26 protein-coding genes are annotated in these 24,577 nt (G+C 45.4%); 19 read left to right on the top strand and 7 right to left on the bottom strand.

Annotated features, from left to right (window positions below; genetic code table 11):
- The first annotated feature begins 1 nt into the window (after position 1).
- The 7 genes from QUB63_RS26900 (at position 2) to QUB63_RS26870 (ending at position 8,926) form a co-directional block, all read left to right on the top strand.
- Positions 2-1,252, top strand: coding sequence for a glycosyltransferase family 4 protein (locus QUB63_RS26900; RefSeq protein ID WP_332948417.1), 1,251 nt, complete (start codon positions 2-4; stop codon positions 1,250-1,252).
- Between the two features lie 316 nt (positions 1,253-1,568).
- A complete protein-coding gene (locus QUB63_RS26895) occupies positions 1,569-2,450 on the top strand; it encodes a glycosyltransferase family 2 protein (protein ID WP_332948416.1) in 882 nt (293 codons plus the stop codon).
- Position 2,451: 1 nt separating this feature from the next.
- A complete protein-coding gene (locus QUB63_RS26890) occupies positions 2,452-3,612 on the top strand; it encodes a glycosyltransferase family 4 protein (RefSeq protein ID WP_332948430.1) in 1,161 nt (386 codons plus the stop codon).
- Positions 3,613-3,859: 247 nt separating this feature from the next.
- Positions 3,860-5,089, top strand: coding sequence for a glycosyltransferase family 4 protein (locus QUB63_RS26885; RefSeq protein WP_332948415.1), 1,230 nt, complete (start codon positions 3,860-3,862; stop codon positions 5,087-5,089).
- Between the two features lie 58 nt (positions 5,090-5,147).
- Positions 5,148-6,230, top strand: a complete 1,083-nt coding sequence (locus QUB63_RS26880) for an NAD-dependent epimerase/dehydratase family protein (RefSeq protein WP_332948414.1) — start codon at positions 5,148-5,150, stop codon at positions 6,228-6,230.
- A gap of 115 nt (positions 6,231-6,345) precedes the next feature.
- A complete protein-coding gene (locus QUB63_RS26875; protein ID WP_332948413.1) occupies positions 6,346-7,152 on the top strand; it encodes a WecB/TagA/CpsF family glycosyltransferase in 807 nt (268 codons plus the stop codon).
- A 316-nt stretch (positions 7,153-7,468) separates the two neighbouring features.
- Positions 7,469-8,926 (top strand): Ig-like domain-containing protein, encoded by a 1,458-nt coding sequence (locus tag QUB63_RS26870; protein WP_332948412.1) that lies wholly within the window; start codon positions 7,469-7,471, stop codon positions 8,924-8,926.
- A gap of 113 nt (positions 8,927-9,039) precedes the next feature.
- Here QUB63_RS26870 and QUB63_RS26865 read toward each other — a convergent pair whose 3' ends face one another.
- The 3 genes from QUB63_RS26865 to QUB63_RS26855 all read right to left on the bottom strand — a co-directional run bounded on the left by QUB63_RS26865 (position 9,040) and on the right by QUB63_RS26855 (position 12,258).
- Entirely contained in the window at positions 9,040-9,999 is a 960-nt protein-coding gene (locus QUB63_RS26865; protein ID WP_332948411.1) for a DUF362 domain-containing protein, read from the bottom strand.
- Positions 10,000-10,347: 348 nt separating this feature from the next.
- Entirely contained in the window at positions 10,348-10,674 is a 327-nt protein-coding gene (locus QUB63_RS26860; protein ID WP_332948410.1) for a hypothetical protein, read from the bottom strand.
- Positions 10,675-10,794: 120 nt separating this feature from the next.
- Positions 10,795-12,258 carry an aspartate ammonia-lyase gene (locus tag QUB63_RS26855; protein WP_332948409.1) on the bottom strand — a complete coding sequence of 488 codons (1,464 nt, stop codon included), beginning with the start codon at positions 12,256-12,258 and terminating at the stop codon, positions 10,795-10,797.
- 245 nt (positions 12,259-12,503) lie between these two features.
- Between QUB63_RS26855 and QUB63_RS26850 the strand changes: the two genes are divergently transcribed.
- The 4 genes from QUB63_RS26850 to QUB63_RS26835 all read left to right on the top strand — a co-directional run bounded on the left by QUB63_RS26850 (position 12,504) and on the right by QUB63_RS26835 (position 14,467).
- On the top strand, positions 12,504-12,953 hold the full coding sequence (locus QUB63_RS26850; protein WP_332948408.1) for a hypothetical protein: 450 nt from the start codon (positions 12,504-12,506) through the stop codon (positions 12,951-12,953).
- Positions 12,954-13,187: 234 nt separating this feature from the next.
- The gene (locus tag QUB63_RS26845) at positions 13,188-13,619 is read left to right on the top strand and encodes a hypothetical protein (protein WP_332948407.1); all 432 of its coding nucleotides are present in this window, start codon (positions 13,188-13,190) and stop codon (positions 13,617-13,619) included.
- A gap of 218 nt (positions 13,620-13,837) precedes the next feature.
- Entirely contained in the window at positions 13,838-14,128 is a 291-nt protein-coding gene (locus tag QUB63_RS26840; RefSeq protein WP_332948406.1) for a peptidase, read from the top strand.
- A gap of 42 nt (positions 14,129-14,170) precedes the next feature.
- The gene (locus QUB63_RS26835; RefSeq protein WP_332948405.1) at positions 14,171-14,467 is read left to right on the top strand and encodes a hypothetical protein; all 297 of its coding nucleotides are present in this window, start codon (positions 14,171-14,173) and stop codon (positions 14,465-14,467) included.
- A 79-nt stretch (positions 14,468-14,546) separates the two neighbouring features.
- Here QUB63_RS26835 and QUB63_RS26830 read toward each other — a convergent pair whose 3' ends face one another.
- Positions 14,547-15,317, bottom strand: a complete 771-nt coding sequence (locus QUB63_RS26830) for an SGNH/GDSL hydrolase family protein (protein ID WP_332948404.1) — start codon at positions 15,315-15,317, stop codon at positions 14,547-14,549.
- A gap of 72 nt (positions 15,318-15,389) precedes the next feature.
- Between QUB63_RS26830 and QUB63_RS26825 the strand changes: the two genes are divergently transcribed.
- Positions 15,390-15,896 carry a helicase-related protein gene (locus QUB63_RS26825; RefSeq protein ID WP_332948429.1) on the top strand — a complete coding sequence of 169 codons (507 nt, stop codon included), beginning with the start codon at positions 15,390-15,392 and terminating at the stop codon, positions 15,894-15,896.
- Here QUB63_RS26825 and QUB63_RS26820 read toward each other — a convergent pair whose 3' ends face one another.
- Entirely contained in the window at positions 15,897-16,541 is a 645-nt protein-coding gene (locus QUB63_RS26820) for a peptidase M15 (protein ID WP_332948403.1), read from the bottom strand.
- Positions 16,542-16,911: 370 nt separating this feature from the next.
- Here QUB63_RS26820 and QUB63_RS26815 point away from each other — a divergent pair, with 370 nt between their 5' ends.
- Together QUB63_RS26815 and QUB63_RS26810 are read left to right on the top strand one after the other, a co-directional pair.
- The gene (locus tag QUB63_RS26815; RefSeq protein ID WP_332948402.1) at positions 16,912-17,331 is read left to right on the top strand and encodes a XisH family protein; all 420 of its coding nucleotides are present in this window, start codon (positions 16,912-16,914) and stop codon (positions 17,329-17,331) included.
- Entirely contained in the window at positions 17,316-17,651 is a 336-nt protein-coding gene (locus QUB63_RS26810) for an element excision factor XisI family protein (RefSeq protein ID WP_332948401.1), read from the top strand. Before QUB63_RS26815 ends, QUB63_RS26810 begins: the two co-directional genes overlap by 16 nt.
- A 53-nt stretch (positions 17,652-17,704) precedes the next feature.
- Here the strand turns inward: QUB63_RS26810 and QUB63_RS26805 are convergent, their stop codons facing one another.
- Positions 17,705-17,911 (bottom strand): hypothetical protein, encoded by a 207-nt coding sequence (locus QUB63_RS26805; protein ID WP_006631417.1) that lies wholly within the window; start codon positions 17,909-17,911, stop codon positions 17,705-17,707.
- A gap of 158 nt (positions 17,912-18,069) precedes the next feature.
- Positions 18,070-18,294 (bottom strand): GIY-YIG nuclease family protein, encoded by a 225-nt coding sequence (locus tag QUB63_RS26800; protein ID WP_332948428.1) that lies wholly within the window; start codon positions 18,292-18,294, stop codon positions 18,070-18,072.
- 357 nt (positions 18,295-18,651) lie between these two features.
- Between QUB63_RS26800 and QUB63_RS26795 the strand changes: the two genes are divergently transcribed.
- The 5 genes from QUB63_RS26795 to QUB63_RS26775 all read left to right on the top strand — a co-directional run bounded on the left by QUB63_RS26795 (position 18,652) and on the right by QUB63_RS26775 (position 24,374).
- Positions 18,652-20,832 (top strand): serine/threonine protein kinase, encoded by a 2,181-nt coding sequence (locus tag QUB63_RS26795; RefSeq protein WP_332948400.1) that lies wholly within the window; start codon positions 18,652-18,654, stop codon positions 20,830-20,832.
- A 222-nt stretch (positions 20,833-21,054) separates the two neighbouring features.
- Positions 21,055-21,438, top strand: coding sequence for a hypothetical protein (locus QUB63_RS26790; protein WP_332948399.1), 384 nt, complete (start codon positions 21,055-21,057; stop codon positions 21,436-21,438).
- The gene (locus QUB63_RS26785; protein ID WP_332948398.1) at positions 21,425-21,754 is read left to right on the top strand and encodes a type II toxin-antitoxin system PemK/MazF family toxin; all 330 of its coding nucleotides are present in this window, start codon (positions 21,425-21,427) and stop codon (positions 21,752-21,754) included. Before QUB63_RS26790 ends, QUB63_RS26785 begins: the two co-directional genes overlap by 14 nt.
- Before the next feature lie 187 nt (positions 21,755-21,941).
- Positions 21,942-23,087, top strand: coding sequence for an iron-containing alcohol dehydrogenase family protein (locus tag QUB63_RS26780; protein ID WP_332948397.1), 1,146 nt, complete (start codon positions 21,942-21,944; stop codon positions 23,085-23,087).
- A 105-nt stretch (positions 23,088-23,192) separates the two neighbouring features.
- Complete coding sequence (locus QUB63_RS26775) at positions 23,193-24,374, top strand: aspartate aminotransferase (protein WP_332948396.1); 1,182 nt, start codon at positions 23,193-23,195, stop codon at positions 24,372-24,374.
- Positions 24,375-24,577 lie beyond the last annotated feature (203 nt).

The following is a 24,577-nucleotide window of genomic DNA, read 5'->3' as shown; positions in this document are numbered from 1 at the left end:
GATGAAAGTTTTGCTGGTCAGTAATTACGATATTAAAGGTGGTGCTGCGAGGGCGACTTATCGCCTGCACCAGGGCTTGCAAAGTGTGGGGGTAAATTCCCAAATGTTGGTGAATTACAAGTCGAGTAATGATGAAAGCGTGCGGTTGATGCCGACCAAATTAGGAGAAAAGTTTAAGAGTCTCAGAGCTAAATTAAATAGATTGCCGTTAAAAGTTTATCCAAAACTAGGTCAGGTAATTTTTTCGCCGCAATGGGTTCCTGATTCCTTGGCATCTGAAGTTGCCAAAGTCAACCCAGATGTGATTAATTTGCACTGGGTTTGTGAAGGTTATATGCAGATTGAAACCCTCGCCAAGTTTAATAAACCGGTGGTTTGGACGCTGCACGATATGTGGGCGTTTACGGGTGGATGTCACTACAGTGAAAGTTGCGATCGCTATATTGGTGCTTGCGGTGCTTGTCCGCAACTGCACAGCACTAAAGATGCGGATATTTCTCGTTGGATTTGGCAGCGCAAAGCTCAATCTTGGCAAAATTTGAATCTGACTTTGGTAACTCCGAGTCATTGGTTGGCTGAATGCGCTAAATCTAGTTCTTTGTTTGAAAAATATCCAGTTAAAGTCATTGCTAATGGCCTTGATGCTCAACTCTACAAGCCGCTGAACCGCCCGCAGGTGAGAGATAGTTTGAATTTGCCCCAACACAAACAGTTGGTGTTGTTTGGGGCGATGCAGGGTACGGGCGATCGCTGGAAGGGTTTTCCGTTGCTGGTTCCGGCTTTGCAAAGCCTCAGTAAGTCGGGATGGCAAGATCGAATTGAACTTTTGGTTTTTGGGTGTTCTGAGCCTGAAAGCCCGATCGATGTCGGTTTCAAAACTCATTATTTAGGCAGGTTGGATGATGCTGCTTTGTCACAGGTTTATGCAGCGGCGGATGTGATGGTTGTGCCGTCGCGGTACGAAGCTTTTGGTCAGACGGCATCGGAAGCGCTCGCTTGCGGTACGCCTGTGGTGGCTTTTGATGTGACGGGATTAAAAGATATTGTCGATCGCCAGCACAATGGATATTTAGCTCAACCTTACGACAGTGAGGATTTAGCGCGAGGGATTGCTTGGGTGCTAGAAGATTCCGAGCGACACCAACAGCTTTGTCGCAACGCACGAGAGAAAGTCGAAGCAAAGTTTACGTTAGAAGTGCAAGCTCGCGAGTATCAAAACCTTTATCAAGAAGTTTGGCAAGCTGCTAAGTAGGTAAAACTCATTAAACGTAGAACTTGTAGGGTATTGAGAATGTCGGTTTTTGGGTGTGTATTGGTATATTTTCGGATAGTGGACGTGTTGATTGCTACAATCACCTCCTCAGGCAATTATCGTCGGGGCAAAGCTAGAAAATCAAAAAATAAACGATCGACTAAATATTCTTGATACTCGCGACAGATTAAGTTAATAATTGAATAGGACTCGCAGTCGATCGGCATTGTCGATCGCCAGAGGACAGTTTTATACCAATTTTGCACAAACAGCCCAATATTTGATATAGATGGAGCCGATAAGTATAGCAGTCCTGATGACTTGCCATAACCGCAAGTTAAAGACTTTAGCCACTCTAGAGTCGCTGTTTAAGCAAATATTGACAAGTGAAATTGCACTCAATGCTTATCTGGTAGATGACGGCAGCACTGATGGCACAGCCGAAGCCGTACAGCAAACATACCCTCAAGTCAAGATTTTTTCGGGAGATGGTAACTTATTTTGGAATGGAGGAATGCGTGTTGCTTTCACCGAAGCCATGAAAGACGATCCAGATTACTATGTCTGGCTCAACGACGACACCGTACTCGATCCTGAAGCTTTAAACGACCTGCTGACAACCAGTAGCGAGCTAATTAAAAAAGGAGAAAAAAAGGCGATCGTCGCCGGCTCTACTCGCGATCCAGAAACAGGTAATTTTACTTACGGCGGCATAGTCAAAATTACCCCATTGCTTCCCTTTAAATTTCGCTTCCTCGAACCTACAAAAGCAGCTCAGCCTTGTGACAGCATGAATGGTAACTGCGTGTTAATTCCCCGCAGCGTGGTTGAACTGGTTGGCAATCTCGATCCAGCTTTTATTCATTATCTATCAGATTGGGAATACGGCCTGCGTGCCAGACAAAAAGGCTGTACAGTTTGGATAGCTCCAGGCTATCAAGGAACTTGTTCTCCCAATCCGCAGTCAACAACAATAGCGGCTGCCAATATGAGTGAAGGCTTGCAAAAAATGAACCAACCCAAGGGTTTAGCTTTTAAAGATGCTACCCTTCAACCCTGGGAAGAGTGGAAAGTATTTGCTCAGCGTCACGGTGGTTTATTCTGGCCAGTGTATTGGTTGCTACCTTACAGAAGGTTAGTTTGGTTTTCAGTTTTGAGCAAGCTGGGATTAACTAAAAACAAAACCCAAGGTGAATAGCATGGTCGATCGAGATGATTTGCGCGTCGCTTGGCTGGTTCCAGAAGTAGAATTGGGTGCATATTGGCAGCCTGTATTGAGAGAATTTACAAAAGTATATAAGAATACAGTGTTTTATACTGGTCGCGTGTGGTCTGGGTTCGATCCGACGCTACCGGGAGCATCAGCAATTAAGTTAGTAGGGGAGACTAAATTTGTCGAAACCCAAAAGATAGAAACAGGATACGATCGCGGTTTCATCGCAGTGTCGCCTAGCATCATCGGTCAGTTGCTCAAATTTAGACCTCAAGTAGTTTTTCCTCAAGCTTTTTCTTTGTGGACTGTCTTGGTAATTCTCCTCAAACCGTTTTGTCAATGGCGAGTTGCAATTATTTATGACGGGAGTTCCCCAAACACAGATTTTCGAGATTCGAGTTTTCGGACATTCGCCAGACGCATTTTAGCTAAATTTGCCGATGCTTTTATTTCTAACAGCCAAGCCGGGAAAAGATATTTGGTGGAAGTTCTCCATGCACCGGAAAAGCAGGTTTTTACGAGAACTTATTTAGTTCCCGATGCGGAAACGCTGCTGAAACCTTTGGCCACAACCAAGCCGCTAAATTTAGATGTCAAACAGCCAGTTTTTTTATATGTGGGACGGATCACAGCTAGAAAAGGAATTAAGACACTGTTAGAAGCTTGTGCCATACTCAAAAAGCAAGGATATTCTGATTATACTTTACTAATTGTTGGCAAGGGCGACCAGCGAGATGAGTTGGAAGCTTTTATTAAAGAGCAAGATTTCCCCGAGCAAGTAAACTGGGTGGGATGGGTTGATTACGGAAGTTTGGGAGCTTATTTTCAGCTTGCTGATATTTTTGTATTTCCTACTTTTGAGGATGTCTGGGGGATGGTTGTACCGGAAGCAATGGTGTTTGGGAAACCGGTATTGTGTTCTAACGGTGCAGCTTCCTGTGAGTTAATTGCGTCGGGGGAAAACGGTTATATTTTCGATCCTAGCAATGCCAAGGAGTTGGCAGAAAAGATGCAGGTTTTTATAGGTCGTCCTGATTTGATTGAATCGATGGGAGAGTGTTCGCGACAGCTAATTTCTCAAAAAAATCCTGAAACAGCAGCTAAAGCTTATGTCGAAGTTACATCTTTTTTAATGGGGAAGAGGTGAAGTCATTAGTCATTAGTCATTAGTCATTAGTCATTAGTCATTAGTCATTAGTTATCAGTCATTAGTTATCAGTCATCAGTCAGAAGGAAGAGGGAAGAATTTTTTACGGGGAAATTTCCACTTCCAATTACCAATTACCAATTCTCAATGCCCAATGCCCAATGCCCAATTACCAATTACCAATTACCAATTCCCAATATCCCCGATTACCGATTACCAATTACCAATTACCAATTACTAATTACCGATGAAAGTTCTATTATCTGCCTTTGCTTGCGAACCTAATCTCGGCTCCGAAGAGGGAGTGGGATGGAATACTGTTATTCAATCTGCTAAACATCACGAAAGTTGGGTATTTACTCGCACGTTTTGTCGATCGTACATTGAAGCAGAACTAGAACGCAATCCAGTGCCCAACCTGCACTTTGTTTATTTCGATCCCTTTGGGTGGAGCGAAGATTGGAAGGGGAGACAGGGATTGCTGCAACTTCACTACTATTTGTGGCAAATCTGGGCTTATTTTATCGCTCGAAAGCTCGATCGCGAAATTGGTTTTGATGTAGTACATCACGTAACTTATGTCAAACATTGGTCTCCAAGTTTCCTGGCGCTGTTACCGCATCCTTTTATTTGGGGGCCTGTGGGGGGTGCAGAAGCAGCACCAAAGCCTTTTTGGCAAGATTTTAGCCGCCGGGGCAAAATTTACGAAACGCTGCGAGCATTGGCTCAAAGCGCCGGAGAACGCGATCCGTTTGTGGGGCTGACGGCGCGCCGCAGTGCCGTGGCGCTGGCAACTACCGAAGAAACAGCAGCCCGAGTGCGATTTCTCAAAGCAAAAAATGTGAAAATTTTCTCGCAAGTCGGTTTGTCCCAGCAGGAAATTGAGGAACTAGAAAAATTTCCAACCCCGCCGGATCGACCAATTAGATTTATCAGTGTCGGTCGTCTATTACACTGGAAAGGGATGCACTTGGGACTCCGTGCATTTGCGGAGGCGAAGGTGGAACAATCGGAATATTGGATTGTCGGAGACGGCCCGGAAAGGCAGCGTTTAGAAGATTTGGTAACAGAATTGGGACTGGCAAATAAAGTACATTTTTGGGGAGCTTTACCGCGCACTGAAACTCTTTCTAAAATGGCGGAGTCTCACGTTCTCCTCCATCCGAGTTTGCACGACTCTGGCGGTTTTGTCTGCACGGAAATGATGGGGGTTGGGCGTCCGACGATTTGTTTGGATTTGGGCGGCCCCGCTACTCAAGTGACTGCTGAAACTGGCATTAAAGTGGCTGCTACTGACCCCGATCGCGCCGTGCAAGGTCTAGCAGAAGCTATAGTGTGTTTAGCGCACGATCGTGAATTGCGAGATCGCTTGGGTCGTGCGGGTCAAAAGCGCGTCAGGGAAATCTATGATTGGAATATCAAAGGTAAATTTTTTGCCGAATTGTGCGAAGATGTATTCCAAGGCAAACCAGGATAAAATCTGATTTGCTCGATCGCACAAAACAAAGAAAACTATATTTTTTAGGCGGTGAAGCGTGAGCGTTGCAATCATTACTGGAGCGGCGGGTTTAATTGGATCTGAGGCCTGTAAATTCTTTGCCAAACAAGGTTTCGACATCGTTGGCATCGACAACAATATGCGCCAGTTCTTTTTTGGTGCTGATGGTTCTACTAATTGGAACCGCCAACAACTAGAAAAATCACTGGGAACAAAGTATTACCATTTAGATGTGGACATTCGCGACTATGAAGCGATTACCAATATCTTTCAGCGGTACGGCGAGTCGGTCGAGTTAGTAATTCACACAGCAGCCCAACCCAGCCACGATTGGGCTGCCCGCGCTCCTAAAATAGATTTTACCGTCAACGCTAACGGTACTCTCAATCTTTTAGAAGTAACTCGCTTGTACTGTCCCAATGCCGTTTTCATTTTCACTTCTACTAACAAAGTATACGGCGACACGCCCAACAAATTGCCTTTAGTTGAATTAGAACACAGGTGGGAAATTGAACCAGGTCATACTTACGAAAGTGGCATTCGGGAAGATATGTCGATCGACCAGTGCCTGCACAGTTTGTTTGGTGCTTCCAAGGTATCCGCTGATGTTTTAGTTCAAGAATACGGTCGTTATTTTAATATGAATACGGCTTGTTTTCGGGGTGGCTGTCTGACTGGTCCAAATCATTCTGGAGCTCAATTACACGGCTTCCTCGCCTACTTAATGAAGTGCGCCGTGACGGGAACTCCTTACACCGTGTTTGGCTACAAAGGCAAGCAAGTCCGCGACAACATTCACAGTGCTGATTTAATTTCGGCATTTTATGAGTTTTATAAAGCTCCCCGAAGCGCCCAAGTTTATAATACAGGAGGAGGCCGGTACAGCAATTGTTCGATGTTAGAAGCCATCCAGATGTGCGAGGCAATTGCGGAACGCAAATTCAATTGGACTTATGCTGAAGGGAATCGCATTGGCGATCACATTTGGTGGATTAGCGACAATTCAAAATTCGCCAGTCACTATCCTGACTGGAAAATGAAATATAACGTTAAACAAATCCTGCAGGAGATTTATGAATGTAACCGCGAGCGCTGGCTGAAAGAGGGATCGCAGAATTGAGCGGGGAGAAAAAGAATTTCCGGGCAATTTTGGTAAATGATTGAATACAACGTTCAAACAATCATACACGAGATTTATGAGTGTAACGGTGAGTGTTGGTTTACAGAGGTGTTCTATGATCGATCTCGGGAAAAAGAATGTACTCGGCATATTAGTAAATGCCGTTAATTATGAAGCGGCTGTCAGCAAAATTATGGCGGCAGCCAGCGCCGGAAAACCACTGTCAGTTTCGGCTTTAGCGGTTCACGGGGTAATGACTGGGGTGCTTGACAGCACTCACCGCTACCGGATCAATCACATTGACTTAGTATTGCCAGACGGACAACCCGTAAGATGGGCGTTAAATTTGCTCTACAATACGGGATTGCCCGATCGAGTTTGCGGGCCGAATGCGATGTTACACATCTGCGAACGTGCGGCCGAAGAAGGATTCTCTATCTATTTGTACGGATCTAAAGCTTCTGTACTGGAGGCTTTGTCTCGCAATCTCTGCCAGCGTTATCCCAAGTTAATTATTGCTGGAACTCAGCCTTCTAAATTTAGGCACGTTTCGCCCCAAGAGAAAAAGGAAATTGCGCTGCAAATTCGCAACAGCGGTGCAGCCATTACTTTTGTAGGTTTGGGCTGTCCGCGACAAGAAGTCTGGGCTTACGAATACCGGGATGACATATCAATGCCGCTGATTGCTGTAGGTGCAGCCTACGATTTTCATGCGGGAAATTTGGCGAAATCTCCTGAGCTTTTGTCTAAGATAGGTTTGGAATGGCTGTTTAGGCTGATGAAGGAACCCCGGCGCCTCTGGCAGCGGTATGTTTTGTTGAATCCGCTTTATATCTGGCTGTTTTTGCTGCAAGCTTTCAAATTAAAAGAGTTCGACCCCAAAGACGCCACGCCGCCCGTGGAAGAAGTATTGTATGGTTGAATTTTCTCTCTTGTGTTGTAAATAGTCAGTTTTCACAAATAAAAAGCCAAAAGCCACAAGTAGAAATAATCATTAATTATTTTGACCTGCGACTTTAAACTTGTGAGGATTTAAATCGAGAATTAATGGGTTGTTTTCTGTAACTTTTGTTGTGCTTGTTTTGTAACTGTCTAGGTTATCGATTGATTTGAGGCGATCGCATAAAATTTCATTTCACTTTTTATTTGAGATTGCTGGTTTGTCTTAAAAGTCTTCCTTACGGCGGAATTTCCAGTTAGGGAATAAGTTTAGCCTAAATTCAGGCTGTTGTAAGTTTGTGGGAAAATTAACAAGATTCGAGCCGATCGACCGCGCGGCTGTATCATTGATGGTGTTGCTGAGTTTGGCGAGCGGGTTTTTGCTTGCTCAGGGCGATCGATCTTTACCGAAAGTGCGCGATTTTAGCTGGCAAAACAAACAGGTAGGGGCGGGAGATACTGCTTTTGTCCTGACTTTCAGCCGCCCGATGGATCGTGCAAGCGTAGAAGCAAACCTGCACGTAGAGCCGCCTCTGCCGGGAAAAATTAGTTGGTCGGGGCGGCGGATGGTATATACTTTGATAGCGCCTCCCCAGTACGACCGCACTTATAAAATTACATTGCAAAAAGCGCGGGAGCAACTAGGTTCTGACAAACAAGGAAATGCGATCGCACCGTTTGCCAGTCAATTTAGCACGCCCGATCGAGCTTTTGTTTACAAAGGCACAGAAGCCGCAGAAAAAGGGCGGTTAATTCTTTACAATCTCACCCGCCAACAAAAAATAATCCTCACCCCTGAGAACTTAGTCGTTAAAGATTTTAGAATTTATCCGGCGGGCGATCGCATATTATTTTCTGCTAGCGAATGGTCGAAATACAAGCCTGGTTTGTACGAACAATCTTTGTATGCCGCAACCACAGGCAGAAGTTCCGATCCGGCTCAAAAACCGGGTTTGATCCAGCAAATTTTAGGCAATCAAGACTACGAAAATCTCAAATTCGATTTGTCTGGTGACGGCAAGGCGATCGCAGTTCAGCGCGCCAAGAGGGGCAATGCAGAGGACATCGGTTTGTGGGTGCTGCGGCCGGAAACTTCCCCGATTCCGCAGCGGTTGTTAAGTCGTCCGGCTGGAGAATTTGCGCTCGCCCCAGACAGCGCAACATTAGCCAATCCCCAAGCAGACGGCATCGCCATTTTATCCCTAACACCAAACGTCAAACCTTTAGACTTCATACCATCTTTTCGGAGAGTGTTCAGCTTCACTCCCGACGGCCGAGAATCGGCAATGCTGAAGTACAACAGCGATTTTACGCAGTCAATTTTTTTAGTAACAAATCAGGGATTGCAAAAAGAATTGATCCGCACCGCCGGAGAATTTATAAACTGTCAGTTTGACCCCAGAAATCCTCAGCTTTACTGCTTGTTAACTAGGCCCAAGCCCGGGAAAGATTTTTCCGAGCAACTTACCCTAGAAGCAATTAATTTGCAGACATTTGCAGTAAAACCGCTGTTAGTTTTGCCCGACCAAGTGGAGACAAGAATGAGCTTGTCGCCGGACGGGTTAGAATTGCTATTAGACCGGATAGTTACCAAGAAATCGGAACCAGTCGCAGGAGATTTGAGAACAGATGGCGGAAGTGCGATCGGCTCTTCAACTCTCATACTTTTCAACTTAAAAAACGCACCGACATCTAATAATTCTCCCTCACCACAAGAATTGCCTTTAAAAGGATTCCGCCCCCGCTGGCTCCCCTAGAAAATCAACAATAAAAAATCCCATAACTTTACTCTTCAGTCTGCGGAGGCCGACGAGAGTTTGTGTAGTGGCGGTTTCCACCGCCGACTCACTACAAACCTTATTACAAACCTTTATTTTCCCGCGTAAGCCGCCATCCGTTCTTTGATAAACCGGATATAAAAATGCCTAAAAGTAGACTTAATCACCCGAGGCATCCCAAAGTCGATCGGCATCATACTTTCGGGCAATTTCCAATCTAACACTTTGAGAGTTTCCGGCCGCAACAGTGGAAAATCGAGCTCCTCCAAATTCGAGCACAGTCCCAATCTCATCGCCGCAGCTACAGTCGGAACCATTGCTGGATCGACATTAATAATTTCCACTAAAGTTCGATCCAAAGCAAACACATCACTCGACGCGCCCAAAATTCCCAAAAACTTAGGTTCGCCGCCGCTTGGCCCGTTACCTTCGTGACCGATAATCCCATCCAAAATCGTCAAATTTGGATTAATTGCCCGGGCAGTTTCTACCAGCATTTGACCGAATCTGGCGCTATCTTTGCCGGCTTCCATGTGCCACCAAGCCTTCATTTTTCCGGGCACGCAGCCGAACAAATTTTTGACGCCCATTGTCACCGTTAATTGAACGTGAGATTTCAGTTTGGGCAAATTTATCACTACATCGGCTTCCATTGCTTCTTTGCAAATTCGCAGATGATTGAAATCTTTGCTGACAGTTTCGTAGCGTTTTCCTTGAAACTCAACTACTGGCAAATTCAGTTCTTCCAACAGCGGCAAATAACCGTTAGCTTTAGCTACGCCCATCGCGCTACCAAAAGCCGGACTGTCTCCTAAAAATGGTTTTCCTCCCGCTTCAATCACCATTTTCGCCGCGCAGTAAACTAATTCCGGGCGGGTGACGCATTCTTTTGTAGGGCGAGAACCTGTGAGGAGATTGGGTTTGAGTAAAACCCGATCGCCCGATTTGACAAAAGCCGACATTCCGCCCAAGGGGGCCAGCAAATTTTCTAAAGATGCTTGTAGATTTTGGCGATCGTATGAATTGGCGCGAATTAAACTAACAGCAGACATAATTATTCAGTTGACAGTTGACAGTTGACAGTTGACAGTTGACAGTTGACAGTTGACAGTTGACAGCTTGCCCGGTCGCGCAGCCGAAGGGTTGACAGTTGACAAAAGAAGGAAGAGGATTGGAGTAATGAATCGTGTTCTTTTAATTTCTCCCGATCGGGGAGAGGCTTTAAACTAATTGTTTCTGGGAATCGGGAATTGGGAATTGGTAATTGGAAATTGGGAATTGGTCATTGGGAATTGGCAGGAGGAGTGGATTATTGGTATTTTTTGGCTTTGTGATTACCCATTACTCATCACCCATTACCAATTACCTTTTTCCCAATTACCCATTACCCATTACCAAGTTTAAGTAGACATCGGTAATCTGCCAGAAGCAGCCCGCTGCATGGTACTAACTCGCAGGGAGTTAGAGAAAATTCCTTGACCTTGAAGTTCCGGGATAGCAGGTTTAACTTCTACTTTCACCAACCGGGCAGTGCAGATAAAAACCGTTTGATCGACCAAATGAAAAGTCAACCAAGGTTGATTTAACAACTGCAGCACTTCCTCTTGAAATTCTTGTGCAGGCATCGGAACAGTAAAGGTTTCCGTGTGACCTTCCACATAATGAAATGTCACTTGAGTTGTGTTCTCTTTATCTTGAGTTGGTTTGCCAAAGGAACCTGCGCGCATAAATTTTGCTCCCAAACTTTAGAGTTGAAAAGATAGGACGTACGGTTGAAACCGCGTCTTGTCAAACTAAGTCCACCTCCGCGGTGTAAAGAAAATAATGTAATTTTAACCGCCCGGCCTTCAACCCGCTATACCAGCGGGTTTTGTTTGACAAGAAGCGGTTTCAACCGCCCGGTTTTCTGGCATTGCACTCATTTTCTCTAAATCTAGAACTTTTGCCAAGTCTTCTGCATTCATTAAACCGCGTTCTAGCACAATTTGCCGCAAAGATTTGCCTGTTTCTAGAGATTCTTTGGCGACGGCGGCGGCATTGAGATAGCCGATGTGAGTGTTGAGGGCGGTAACGAGGGCGAGACTGCCTTCTGCGTAAGCGAGACACCGATCGCCCTTTGCTTCAATTTTGTCGAGGCATTTTGTCGTCAGGGCGCTGATGGTATTGCCTAAAATTTCGATGCTGTGAATCAGATTGTAGGCGATGAGGGGCATCATCACGTTCAATTCTAATTGTCCTGCTTGGGCGGCCAGGGCGATCGCGCTATCGTAACCCATGACTTGAAAACACACCATCGAAGTCATTTCTGCCATCACAGGATTGTATTTCCCCGGCATAATTGACGAACCAGGTTGCACCGGAGGCAATTGAATTTCCTTAAAACCCGTTTTCGGCCCCGAGTCCATCAAACGCAAGTCATGGGACATTTTAACGCAATCCTGAGCGAGATTTCGGAGCGCGCCAGAGACATTTACAAACGGCGCCATACTCTGCATTGCTGCCATTAAATGCGGCGCGGGTTTTAGGGGTTTTCCGATTAACTCCGAGAGAATTTGAGCAACTTTTTCACAATATTCTGGGTGAGTATTTAAGCCCGTTCCCGCCGCACTTCCTCCCAATCCCAAGGATGTTAAATCTCCCGATGCAGTTTCAATTCTCGCGGTATGTTCTCTGAGAATCTGCGCCCAGGCGCCGAAGGTTTCGCCGAGTCGAACCGGGACGGCATCTTGCAGGTGAGTGCGGCCGGATTTGACGATATCGTGGAATTCTGCGGCTTTTTTGTCAAGGGATGCGATCGCCCCAGATAAGGCCGGAAACAAAGTTTTTTCTAACGCCAACAATCCGCCGATCCGAATCGCCGTCGGAATCACATCATTTGTCGATTGACCGTAGTTTACATGATCGTTGGGACTGACGCGCTTGTAGTTGCCTTTTTCAGATCCCATAATTTCCAAAGCGCGATTGGAAAGAACCTCATTAACGTTCATGTGGTGAGAAGTTCCGGCGCCTGCTTGGTAGACATCAACTACAAATTGATCGCGCAGATTTCCCGCTAAAACTTCATCAGCAGCTTGGATAAGTGCTTGACTGATATCTTCTGGAATGCAGCCGAGTTTACCGTTGACAATTGCCGCAGCTTTTTTAATTAAAACGCAAGCATCGACGTAAGTTGATAAAGGCTTGATACCGCTAATTGGAAAATTTTCCACGGCGCGCAGAGTTTGAATGCCGTAGTAAACAGTAGATGGGATTTGTTTGTCTCCCATCGAGTCGCTTTCGGTGCGGTAGGTGATGGTTGGCTTTTGGGTCATATCGTCTGGTTTGTGATAATTAGTAATTGCACAAATTTTTGGTAACACCGCGCTGCGGGTGTTTTTACTGTACCGCGCCCGCTGGCGACTGTGCAGTAATGCGTAAGTTGCGATCGCCTAGAATTATCTCACATCCCGGGGCTTGCTCTCAAATCAAGTTTTCCGCAAGGGCGATCGCACGCAGACAGGCCCACTCAGCTATAATCCTACAAGTAAACAAATTTCACTCTTACTGTTAAACTCCCATGAACAAACCAGCAAAAACTTTCAAACACCCGCTAAACATTTTGACGATCGGCTTAAGTGCCTCTGCGATTTTCCCGGCTTCAGTAAAGGCTATATCTAGCATTGTTCCCAGCGCAGCCCTCCCGGAACAACCGGCTATTTTAATGGCTCAGCGGCAGCAGCAGATTCAGTTTAAAACAGGTGCTAGTTCAGCGGAAGTAAAAGGAGGAGTAGCGCGCGGCGAAGTCATGATTTATTTGATTAGCGCCAAACAAGGTCAAACCATGAATGTTGAGATCCAATCAGTTGAGGGAAACGCTGTTTTTAAGGTTGTCGATCCGAATACAAACGCCGTAGCTGAAGGAGAAAAAAGCTGGTCTGGAGAATTGCCCCAGACGGGAAAATATCAGATAGTCGTGGGTACAGAACGAGGCGGCGCCAGTTACACTCTGTCAGTTTCGATCAACTAACATTTGGATGTTTCCGTTAGGTTGTTAAATCCCGACATTTATAACATTACCTAAATTCCCGAAACTCGGTTTCTTTAACTGCCGCGCCCCTCTCGAAGATGACAGCGTTAGCAGCACGGTCTTTCCCGTGCTGCTAACGGTTATTAAGTGCAGGAATTGCACATCATTTTAGTGGTTTATCTGCTGGTTTTGTGGCAAAATAGATTGTACCCTTAATTTTTTTGAGGATTGTTCATGGCTCGTTTAAATCAAATTATTGTGCTTAGTACCCTCACCCTTCTAGCTTTGACTGGTTGCGACAGCGCCAAGCAAGCTTCCACTCCGCAAGCCTCACCTTCAGAGATTCCTGCTGGTACTGCTGTAAAAACTGAGCAATCAACCTCTCAGGGAAATTATACAGAGTTGCTGAGTGTAGTTACCAATACCAAAGCAGCAGTTCAGACTGGTAATTTTGCCAAAGCCAAAACCGAATTTGACAAGTTCGAGAATGCCTGGAAGAAAGTAGAAGACGGCATCAAAGCTAAAGCTCCTAAAAGCTACGATGCAGTGGAAGATACTACAGAAAAAGTCATGGACGAACTCAAAAAGTCTAAGCCGAGTAAAGAGCAAGTTCTGGCTCAATTGCAGTCGCTAGAAAAAACGATCGCTACCATTCCTAAGTCCTAGATTTAATTGCTGAGTGCTTGATTCTACAGTCGGGGACGCAGAAACCGAGTTTTTTAACCCCCTAATTAGTTCAAACCTTGAATAAAAGTTAAAATATCCGGTTTCTCTGAGTCGGAGTGCGTAAGTCCTGTGAGAGTTATGCGATCGCAGTTACTCAGACACAAGCACTCAACCCTCCCTCCTTATATAACCTCACTCTTCCAAAACTTTCAACCACTATGAAGAAAGCATTTCGCAAGTACCACCGCATTCTAGGCATTATTGTTGCTTTGCCGATCGCGCTGACGGTGTTGACTGGAATGGCGATCGCAATCATCCGAGAGTGGCCGCTCGGTATAGAAATCTCATCGAGATTCTTGTTAAAAATTCATACAGGCGAAATCTTTCACCTGCAAGCAATTTACCCGATTTTAAACGGATTGGGAATGCTCGGCTTGCTAGTGACAGGTTTAAGTATGTCTGGTTTGTTTGGTCGAAGAAAGCAGCGAACCTCCAACGATTCAAACTAAAAAAGTAGTGAGTCCCGCTAACAAAGCTGAAGGGAAAAAATAATGATACAAAGCATGAATATCGAACAAACCCTATTAGAAAATCTGCGGCTGCTTCCGACAGAAAAACAACAGGAAGTGCTCGATTTCGTGCAATTTCTCTTGTACAAAGCACAACAGACAAAGCAGTTACCGAATGCAAGTTCTGAGTCGAGTATTTCGCCAACAGAACCACCGCCTCTCAAGCGATCGCTACTCGACTGCGAAGACTATTTGATTGACCCAGCTATTACTCGCAGCCAGGACGCTTTTTTGAAAGGCTGCGCACCCGAAGACGAAGGACTTTATGACGACTATTGAACCGGGTGATTTTAGGGTGGCCAATATTCCCTTAAAAATTCAATAGTTATGAGTCAAAAATTGAATTTTTCAAAATAGCCTAATTCTGTACTTTTTTCCGTTCCATTGTATTGAGTAGTTGCGACAAATTCTGGTTGAGAATCGCATACCCCTCTTCGTTCAAGTGTAGTTCATCTGCTCTATATTTCGGCAACATCATGCCCTGACTATCGGCAAGAATAGGGAAGGTATCAAACACTATAGTTTTCTCTCCTGCTAAGGTGGCGATGTAAGCATTTACTTCTTTAATCGCCCGACTGATGTCATCAGACCAAAAAGGCTTGCGCTCTAGTGGCACTTCTCCGACTGGGAAAATAGTAGTCACGATTACTACTGCACCCAGATTCCTAGATTCTTCGACAATTCGTTTAATATTTCCTTGACAATTGGCAACGATCGCATTTCTGCTTTCGGGAAACAAAGGAATGGTTTTCAGATCGTTGACACCAACTTGGATAATTACGATTTTGGGTTTTAAGGAGCGCACATGATAGGCAAATCTCTCGATCGCCTGAACTGAGGTTTGAGAACCAATTCCCCGGTTAATAAACTCATATTCACCGAGATTGGGCGATGTCCAACTGGCCGCTCTGGAGTCACCAAAGAAAACCACACGGGTTTGCTTGTTATTAGTAACTGGCTGGGCATTTATAGGATGGTTGTTCAATCCGAGAGGATCTAAACGAGTTTGATTGAGTTCGCGATAATACTGTTTGGCTCGACTGAAAAGAAGAATATTTATAAAAATTGAACTTCCCAGCACTACTAATACAAGAGCGCTCAACAAAATACTACGTTTGCTCAATGTCATCTTTTTGGGATTTGGCAGCAATTTACTCTCACATCTTACGATAAATTAAGAGTTATCTACCAGCGCTGTTAGCTGCATAGTGCTCCCATTCACCCTAAGTTATTTTCCTTCAAATTCTCCCATCGCTCAACCCGAATTGTTATTAACTCTACATCGGTTAACGCTTCATGCGCTCCTTTTTTAATTATCGGTGAATTTCGGGAACAGTTGGATGCGATCGCCCGAATTACTGCATTGCCTCTGATTACGGGAAAGACGAAACAGGCAGAGCGCGATCGGCTGTACGAAGCATTCCGTCACAAAGAGATTCCCGGATTAATTCAGTCTCGCGCGGGCAATTTTGCCGTCGATTTACCGGATGCCGATGTGTTGATTCAGGTATCAGGAAAGTATGGTTCTCGCCAAGAAGAAGCGCAGCGCCTGGGACGCATTCTCCGCCCGAAATCTGACGGACATACTGCGAGTTTTTATACATTAGTCTCGCTACAAACTTGCGAGGAGGATTTTGCGCGACACCGCCAACTGTTTCTGACTGAACAGGGCTACAGTTATACTATTGAGGTTCAAGGCGATGGTTAGTCAGCGATCGATAAATTCTTGGTAAAACTGCTCGTGCAAACCCGAGAAATTATCCATCCCCTCCTTTGTCAGATACCCGCTATTCTTACCAGTGTGCGGGTTTTCTACGTAGCTAGAAATTTTCTTTGAAACATTAGGATTCTCGCTCCACCTAATGTTGAACGCTGCATAATCTGGGAAAAAGGTCATTTCTGCATAAGCATCAATGTGGTCATGTATCCACCATGCCAATGCTGTCCAATCTTGAGTGCGTTCATAGTAAGGGATGAATGATGTAACAACAATACACGCTGTTGCTCCCATATACCCCTCTGAATCTTTTACGTCCCAGATATGTTGTGCATAGTTGGACTCATTACTGGCACAGTTGTACTGATTTTTATTCTCTGCTCCTTTGGCGTTCACCGCACACGAACGATAGGCTGAGCGGATACTAATCCGACCAAGCGCATCTTGAATTGGTTCAAGCACCCTCTCACACAAATTCTTTCCTGCTGCGATCGCCAAGTCAGGATCGTTAGGAATGTTAGGGATACCTTCAATTTGAGAGATTTCTGAATAAAGAAACTCACGCATGAAAAAACTCTTAGAGAGTTGAACCCGTCCTAGCTTTTCCAAAGCTTTAACAGTTTGTGGCTTTCTCATGGACTGAACTACAGCAATTAGAGGTGAATAGCTTAATGTTAAACACTGACAGATAACTTAGAAGAATTGTTTCAGCCCAAAGCGAAGCCAGCTAACTGATAATTGTACCGCATCTGCGGTACAATACATGATAAACTCTAAAAATACCGCAACTTGCCCATCTCTGTCCACCCCTTCTTACCGCCGTCGGAATCTCCTGTTCTCGATCGACGGCGCACCACCCGACTCAAACATCTTACTCGTCGCACTTAAAAAAGCGATATTTGATTACATATTAGACTATTTACTTTCACAATAAAGGACATCCACAAGACATGGGAGCTGAAGAGGTTCGTGCTGAGCTTTCCTAACCTAAATTCTGGAATATCGAATGTCTAGACGCGATAATTTACATTCCTCCCTGCGTCGCACCCTCGAAAAAGACGGGTGGACAATTACGGACGATCCTTTAGTCTTAGTGTTAGAGCAGACTCTTTTGAAAGCCGACTTAGGAGCAGAAAAGTTTTTCAGTGCCGAAAAAGAAGGGCATAAAATCGCTGTTGAAATCAAAGACTTTGATTCACCATCAGTCATTAGCGAACTGGAAAAAACGATGGGACAACTTCAGCTTTACCAATGGGCATTGGAAAACCAAGAACCGGAGCGTCAGTTGTTTTTAGCAGTGAGCCAAGCGATCTACATTAAGCACTTTCAAAAACCGATTTTTCAGTTAGCCGTCCAGCGAAATAAAATCAATTTATTAGTTTACGAACCAAGTCAAGAGGCGATTCTCCAATGGATAACTCACTAACCTATGCAGACATTCTCAAAAAAACCCTGCAAGAAGCAACTCGCGCGCAACCCCGTTTACAGGCGATCGAGCTTTACTCCGTCTGTGATGTCGATTCGGGTCACTTTCTGGTTCTGGCGACAGGCTGGGATAAACAGCGCTGGATGGACACCATTCTGTTTCATGCTCGTTTAGTCGATCGTCAAGTGGTAATTGAAGAGGATAACTTCGAGGAAGGGCTAAGCCAATCGCTGATTGAGGCTGGTATAAAAGCAGAGCATATCGTAACTAGCTCTTTTCCTGAGAATAGCGATCGACAAAGAACGCATCAAACAGTGTAAAGCCCCTCGTTCGGAGCTATTGGCGGCGTATTTGCGATCGCCAGTTGATGCTGTTATTGTCCGCGTCCTGGTTTGCAATCTGCAAAACCTAATGCCTCTGTGTCAAGGAAACTAGCGATCGCCATCTCAATGACTGCTTCGATTGGGTATTCAATTTCAGCAGCACGAGCAATTAGGGCAGCACGAATTCGTTCAGGAAAACGTCCTAAAATAACTTCGGCATCAGCGAGGGAAAGTTGCTCTTGAAGTTTGGCTTGCATGGCTTTACATCTCAGTTGGAATTTGGACGTTGTAAGGCGGTTCAGTAGCTCTTAGAATGATGGCTTCTAGCTCCAATAGTAACGCAGGGTTCTCAAGCGTGAGAAATTGTCTGTACTGCAATCCGTATGTCTTCATCGCTATATTTATCGAGCCATGCCTACAAAAAAGCTTTGTGCCCACCACTGAAGCGACCTCGTAAGCTCTTGGTTTTACCGATGTAGAGCAATCCATCAGTTCTGTGCCTGATTGCATAAATGCCAGGACGCGCAGGAATGCTCTCAAACCCACGGGTCAAGGGTTGACATTGCTCAAAAGGAATGAAAGCAATCGCGTCTAGAATTCTTCGCGCTTGGATTTGTAGGTCAGAATCATTCGTTGGCATGAAGGCAAGAAGGCTGATTGCACAGAAATCATAATCCCACAAATTCTGTTACAACCATCATCAACTAGGGATGGTTTCCTGCGCGATCGCACAGAGAAGGCGATCGATCCCGATCTGATTTGAGCCTTGACCGTGCTTGTATTTTTCTAGGATATTGGAAAGGGGCGAGCGAGCGAGTTTTACCTGCAGGTAAAAAATGTAACGTTATTTTTGTAAAAAACCTGGTTTCTGCGTCCAGGAGTATCAATGATGAAATTAAATCTAAAAATCAACAACTGCAGAATATCTGGCAACTATCCGAATTATACCTCCTAACATCCTGCTACACTATTAATAACCGCATCCTCACCCACATTTATGCTTCCAACAATCATCGCCGCTATCGCTCCCTACATCTCGGGAGTGCTCTCACCCATCGCCAGAAATATCGGCCACAAACTAGGAGAAGCCTTCGGTCATAACTCTCAAAATTACCGAGATATCCTGATTCCCTATCCTAATAATTCATCTGATTCGACCGAAATAGAGCGAGCAAAACAGCGTTATTCTCAAGAAATGCTGGAATACGCGAAGGCGAAAGATACCAGAGACCGGGAATTGTTAAAGCTAACAGTAGCACAAACAGCACGCCGCCTTGAGTTGCAGGAACAGGAACAGCGAGACAGACTGAAGCTGGCAGCCTTGCAGCGGGATTTGATGCGGGAATTGCAAGCAAAGGATATTCAGGTCAAGCTGGCAGAAATTCAAACCCTTTGGGATAAAGATACTTGGTTTTCTAAGTTGAATCGAGAGGAAACTAAGCAGATTTTACTCCAGCAGCAACACCGCCTCTTAATCTTACTATCACCGCCCAAGATTAGCAAGCGATGCCCGGAAACCTTCTGTGAAGATTTGCCAATTGAGATGAGAAGTGTGGGAGATTTTCTCAGACAGCATTATCCTCAACAGGATGTCTTACGCCCAGTTAAGTTTTATAGCGACTATTTCACTGAGTCGATTGGTGATATTGATGTGGAACGCTTGCAGCGAATTTTATCTCCGGTTCCGACTACAATTTTATATAGCGATATCAGCGACTATGCGGTAACTTTTCGTGTCGGCTTTTGGGGATTCCTGAATAATCAGGAAGTCTCCCTGTTTTCTACAAAAGTTTTTGACTGGGAAGAGGCCAAAGATGCACTTTTAGCATCTGGGGTAAGTGAGAAAAAAGCCCTCCGCATGATTCGGCAGTTGATTGTGGCAATTCACAAGTTACTGGCTGGATTTTTAGCGGATTTGTATTATCTCAATATTGACCCCGGCTATGAACCTCAGTTGTTTAATTTAAGGGATGAATTGGCTGAAGATGGATTGGCAGAAGAATGGGTGAAACCTTATTTTGATATTCTTCAGGATATTCAGGGGCGACAGGGAGAACAGTATGAACAGGAGTTGAAAAAGCTGATTGAGCAAGTAGAAGCGGAACGTCAATCTCAAGAAGCACCCAAAGCTGAAGCACAACGTAAACAACAAATACGAGAAGCAGCCAAAGCTGAAGCACAACGCAAACAACAAATACAAGAAGCGTCTGCCAAAGCTGAAGCCCAACGCCAACAACAAATAGAAGAAAAAATCATTAGAAAAGCTCACTCCTTCAAATGTGTAAAAACTCTTAATGGCGTAGGTATGTCATCTGTTGATTGCGTAGTTATTAGTCCAGATGGCAAGACTTTTGCTAGTAACAGCAGTGGAAATTGCAGCAAACTTTGGAATCTCCATACAGGAGAGCTAATTCGTACTTTCTCAGGGCATTCAGGTGCGGTTTATTGCGTTGCCATTAACCCTAACGGAACAATTTTAGCTAGTGGAAGTTATGACAAACAAATTAAGCTGTGGAATCTGGAAACTGGACAAGAATTTAGAACCATAAAGGGTCACTCATCTTTAATTCGGTCTCTTGCTTTTAGTCCAGATGGAGAAACTCTTGCTAGTGGCAGCCAAGACCATACTATCAAACTGTGGAATCTGAAAAACGGGCAGGAAATTCGCACTCTCATAGGGCATTCATCCTCGGTTTGGTCTGTCGCTATCAGCCCGGATGGGAACACTCTGGTTAGTGGCAGTTCGGACAATACTATCAAGCTTTGGCATCTGAAAACTGGACAGGAAATTCGCACTCTCACAGGGCATTCACAGTCGGTTTGGTCTGTCGCTATCAGCCCGGATGGACAAATTCTTGCTAGTGGTAGTGGAGACAACACTATCAAGCTTTGGCATCTGAAAACCGCAAAGGAGATTCGCACTCTCACAGGGCATTCAGAGTCGGTTTTTTCCGTTGTCATCAGCCCGGATGGACAAATTCTTGCTAGTGGTAGTCGAGACAACACTATCAAACTGTGGAATCTAAAAAATGGACACACAATTTTTACTCTCACAGGGCATTCAGCCAATGTTAATTCGGTCTGTTCTAGCCCAGATGGAAACACTCTAGTTAGTGGCAGTAATGATGGGAGTATCAAGATTTGGCGGTGTGAGGGGTCAAGTAAGAGGGAAAGATGAAAATTCTGGCGCGATTGGCAAACATGGAACTACAAAACTTGACTGCGTGAGAAATCAACTGACTACTAAATCCGCCTTAAATACTCCGTTCAGTAGAGGTGAGGAACTTTGGTCGGTTATATTGTGGGAGTGGATAGAATCAGGAACGCTCTCACCTTTGAGAGTCGTGATAATATATGTAGGTCATGCAGAAATCTAACAAAGCTGAAGGGTAAAAATCCCATGAAACCAACTATTAATAATATCGAAAAAAGCGTGGTCGAAAAATTGCGACTTCTGCCTATAGAAAAACAACAGGAAGTGCTCGATTTTGTGCAATTCCTCTTGTACAAAGCACAACCGACAAAGCAGTTTAGCATAAGTTCACAATCTAGGACTTCGCCAACAGAAACACCGTCTTTCAGGCGCTTCCTACTCAAATTAATACAGACAAAGCCGTTGAGCGTAAGTTCAGAATCTACGACTTCGGCAACAGAAACACCGCCTCTCCAGCCCTCGCTACTAGACGGCGAAGACTATTTAATTGACCCAGCTATTACTCGCAGCCATGATGCTTTTTTGAGAAGTTACGCACCCGAAGACGAAGGACTTTATGATGACTATTGAACCTGGTGATTTTTGGGTGGTAAATATTCCCTTTACAAACGGCGCAGACTCTAAACCACGCCCCATACTTTTGCTATGGTTGGATGGCGAGGATGTGGTAGCAGCCGCCGTCACCTCTGCCAAACCCCGCAGCCAAACTGATGTATTTCTTAATGATTGGTCTGTCAGCGGTTTGCGCCGTGCTTCAACAGTGCGTTTGTCTAGATTAGATTGTTTGGAAAAGTCTTTGTTGCGAGCGAAAATCGGGCAAATTTCTCAAGCAGATGCAGCAGCAGTGAAACAAGTCTGGGAGTTGTACGTTAAGCCTCAATTTTAATCATAATTCGATCGCCCTCAACTCCCCAACTCCCCTCAACTCCCGTCGCCCATCCCCCAACAGCCCAACAATACTTAATAAAAACTTTACAAAACTTACCCGATCGCCCAACACGAGTTAGAGTTATCCTATAAAATCCAGCAATCCTGCAAATCGTCAACATTCCCGTCACTCATCCACTGGTTCGATGACTCAAACCCAAAGCACCAAAACTACCACCACAACAGCAATTTATTCCTTGACAATTGCTCCCGCCTGTGTATTGCGGGGTCAAAAAGCCGTTTCACAAGCCGGAGATGCGATCGCCCGTTTCGGAAAGCGGCCCCTCATCGTCGGGGGTAACAACTCCCTCGCCGCCGTGCAACCCTACCTGCAACCCATCCTGGAACAGCAGCAGCTACAATCCGCCCACACAGCCTACGGCAAGGATTGCAGCGAAACAAGCCTCGAAACCCTACGCGCAGCCGTCCAAACCCACAAAGCCGACTTCATCATCGGCGTCGGCGGGGGCAAAGCCTTGGATGCAGCCAAACTCGTCGCCCACCAGTGCAAAATGGCGATCGTCACCATCCCCACATCAGCAGCAACCTGTGCCGCTTGGACAGCACTTTCTAACATTTATTCCGAACAAGGTGCATTTCAATACGATGTTACATTAGCCAGATGTCCCGATTTGCTAATCCTCGACTACGGCTTAATTCAAACCGCACCGCAGCGGACATTAGTAGCAGGAATTGGAGATGCGATCGCCAAATGGTACGAAGCATCAGTCAGCAGCGGACACTCCGAACAAACCCTGATTATTTCGGCCGTTCAACAAGCTAGAATACTGCGCGATATTTTATTCCAAAAATCAGCCGCCGCCCTCAAAGAACCCGGTAGCGAAACCTGGCAAGAAGTCACAGATGCAGCCGTATTGCTAGCAGGAGTAATCGGCGGAATTGGCGGCGCCCAATGCCGCACCGTCGCCGCCCACGCTGTCCACAACGGTCTAACTCATCTATTAGCAAGTCACGGCGCATTGCACGGCGAAAAAGTCGCCTACGGCATTTTAGTGCAACTGCGGCTAGAAGAAATTCTGCAAAACAATCAACTCGCAGCCACCGCCAGACAGCAACTGCTAAAATTCTACGCCGAGATAGGATTGCCCCAAACTTTAGACGACTTAGGACTCGGAGACGTTAGCCTCACACAATTGCAGCGCGCCGCCCAAATAGCTTGCAATCCCAATTCCGACATCCACAGACTGCCATTTAAAGTCGTTCCCGAACAATTAATGGCGGCCATGGTTTCTACCACCGCACCTGTGGGAGAATTAAAGATTAAGAATTAAAACAGTTTGTAGTAAGGACTTTAGTCCTGCTGAAAAGGCTGTGCTAGCAAGGGCAGAAGTCCTGACTGCAAACCCGGAAAACAACTAACAACTGATACACAACAAATGACTTTGGATTGGATTAGCCCTGCTGACAGGTTGCAAAAACTACCGCCCTACGTATTTGCCCGTCTCGACGAACTCAAAGCCCGCGCGCGCGAACAAGGACTCGATTTAATAGACTTAGGAATGGGAAATCCCGACGGTGCGACTCCGCAACCTGTAGTAGAAGCCGCCGTCGCAGCCATCCAAAATCCTGCAAATCACGGCTATCCGCCGTTTGAAGGAACTGCTAATTTTCGGCGCACAATTACCAAATGGTACAGCCGCCGCTACAATGTTGAACTCGATTCAGAAAGCGAAGCATTGCCTTTGTTGGGTTCTAAAGAAGGTTTAGCACATTTTGCGATCGCCTATATCAATCCAGGGGACTTAATATTAGTACCGAGTCCTGCTTATCCCGTATTATTTCGCGGCCCAATAATCGCCGGTGCAAAAGTTCACAACATCATCCTCAAACCAGAAAACAACTGGGTAATTGACTTAGCCGACATTCCAGACAGCGTAGCCGAACAAGCCAAAATACTTTATTTCAATTATCCCAGTAATCCGACAGGAGCAACTGCACCCCGCGAATTTTACAAAGATATTGTTGCTTTCGCACACAAACATCAAATTTTGCTGGTTCACGATTTGTGTTATGCGGAATTAGCCTTTGACGGCTATCAACCGACAAGTTTATTAGAAATTCCCGGCGGCAAAGAAATCGGCGTCGAATTTCACACCATGTCCAAAACCTACAATATGGCGGGCTGGCGCGTCGGTTTTGTAGTAGGAAATAGCAAAATTATCCAAGGTTTGCGGACATTAAAAACTAACTTAGATTACGGTATATTTTCCGCCTTGCAAACAGCAGCGGAAACAGCGCTGCAATTACCTGACAGTTACTTGCACGAAGTGCAGGAACGCTACCGCACCCGCCGCGATTTTATGGTTGAAGGATTGGCCCAATTGGGGTGGAATATTCCCAAACCTCTGGCTGCAATGTATCTTTGGGTTCCCTGCACTCCGGGCATGAGTTCTACGGATTTTGCCCTGAATGTTTTGCAGCAAACGGGTGTTGTGGTGACTCCTGGCAATGCTTTTGGGCCGGGCGGCGAAGGATATGTTAGGGTTAGTTTGATTGCAGATTGCGATCGGCTGGGAGAAGCATTGCGGCGTTTGAAACAAGCTAATATTCGATATTAGTCAGTAGTCATTGGTTATTGGTTATTGGCGATCGGCCGCTCACTCTGCATCAACTCATTATTATGTGGAGGGTGACACCCATTATCCCCTAAACATAATAATGAGATTAACAAGCTCAGGCGCATACAAATTGTACAGTCAAGTTTGATGAAATTATTGTGGGGTGTCCCGCCCGCCCGAAAAATATAACGCAAGGTGCGGGA

This window comes from Microcoleus sp. ARI1-B5 (genome assembly GCF_036705795.1).
Taxonomy (GTDB): Bacteria; Cyanobacteriota; Cyanobacteriia; order Cyanobacteriales; family Microcoleaceae; genus Microcoleus.
The sequence above is the reverse complement of the archived record's forward strand: the minus strand, read 5'-3'. Positions and strand labels throughout refer to the sequence as shown.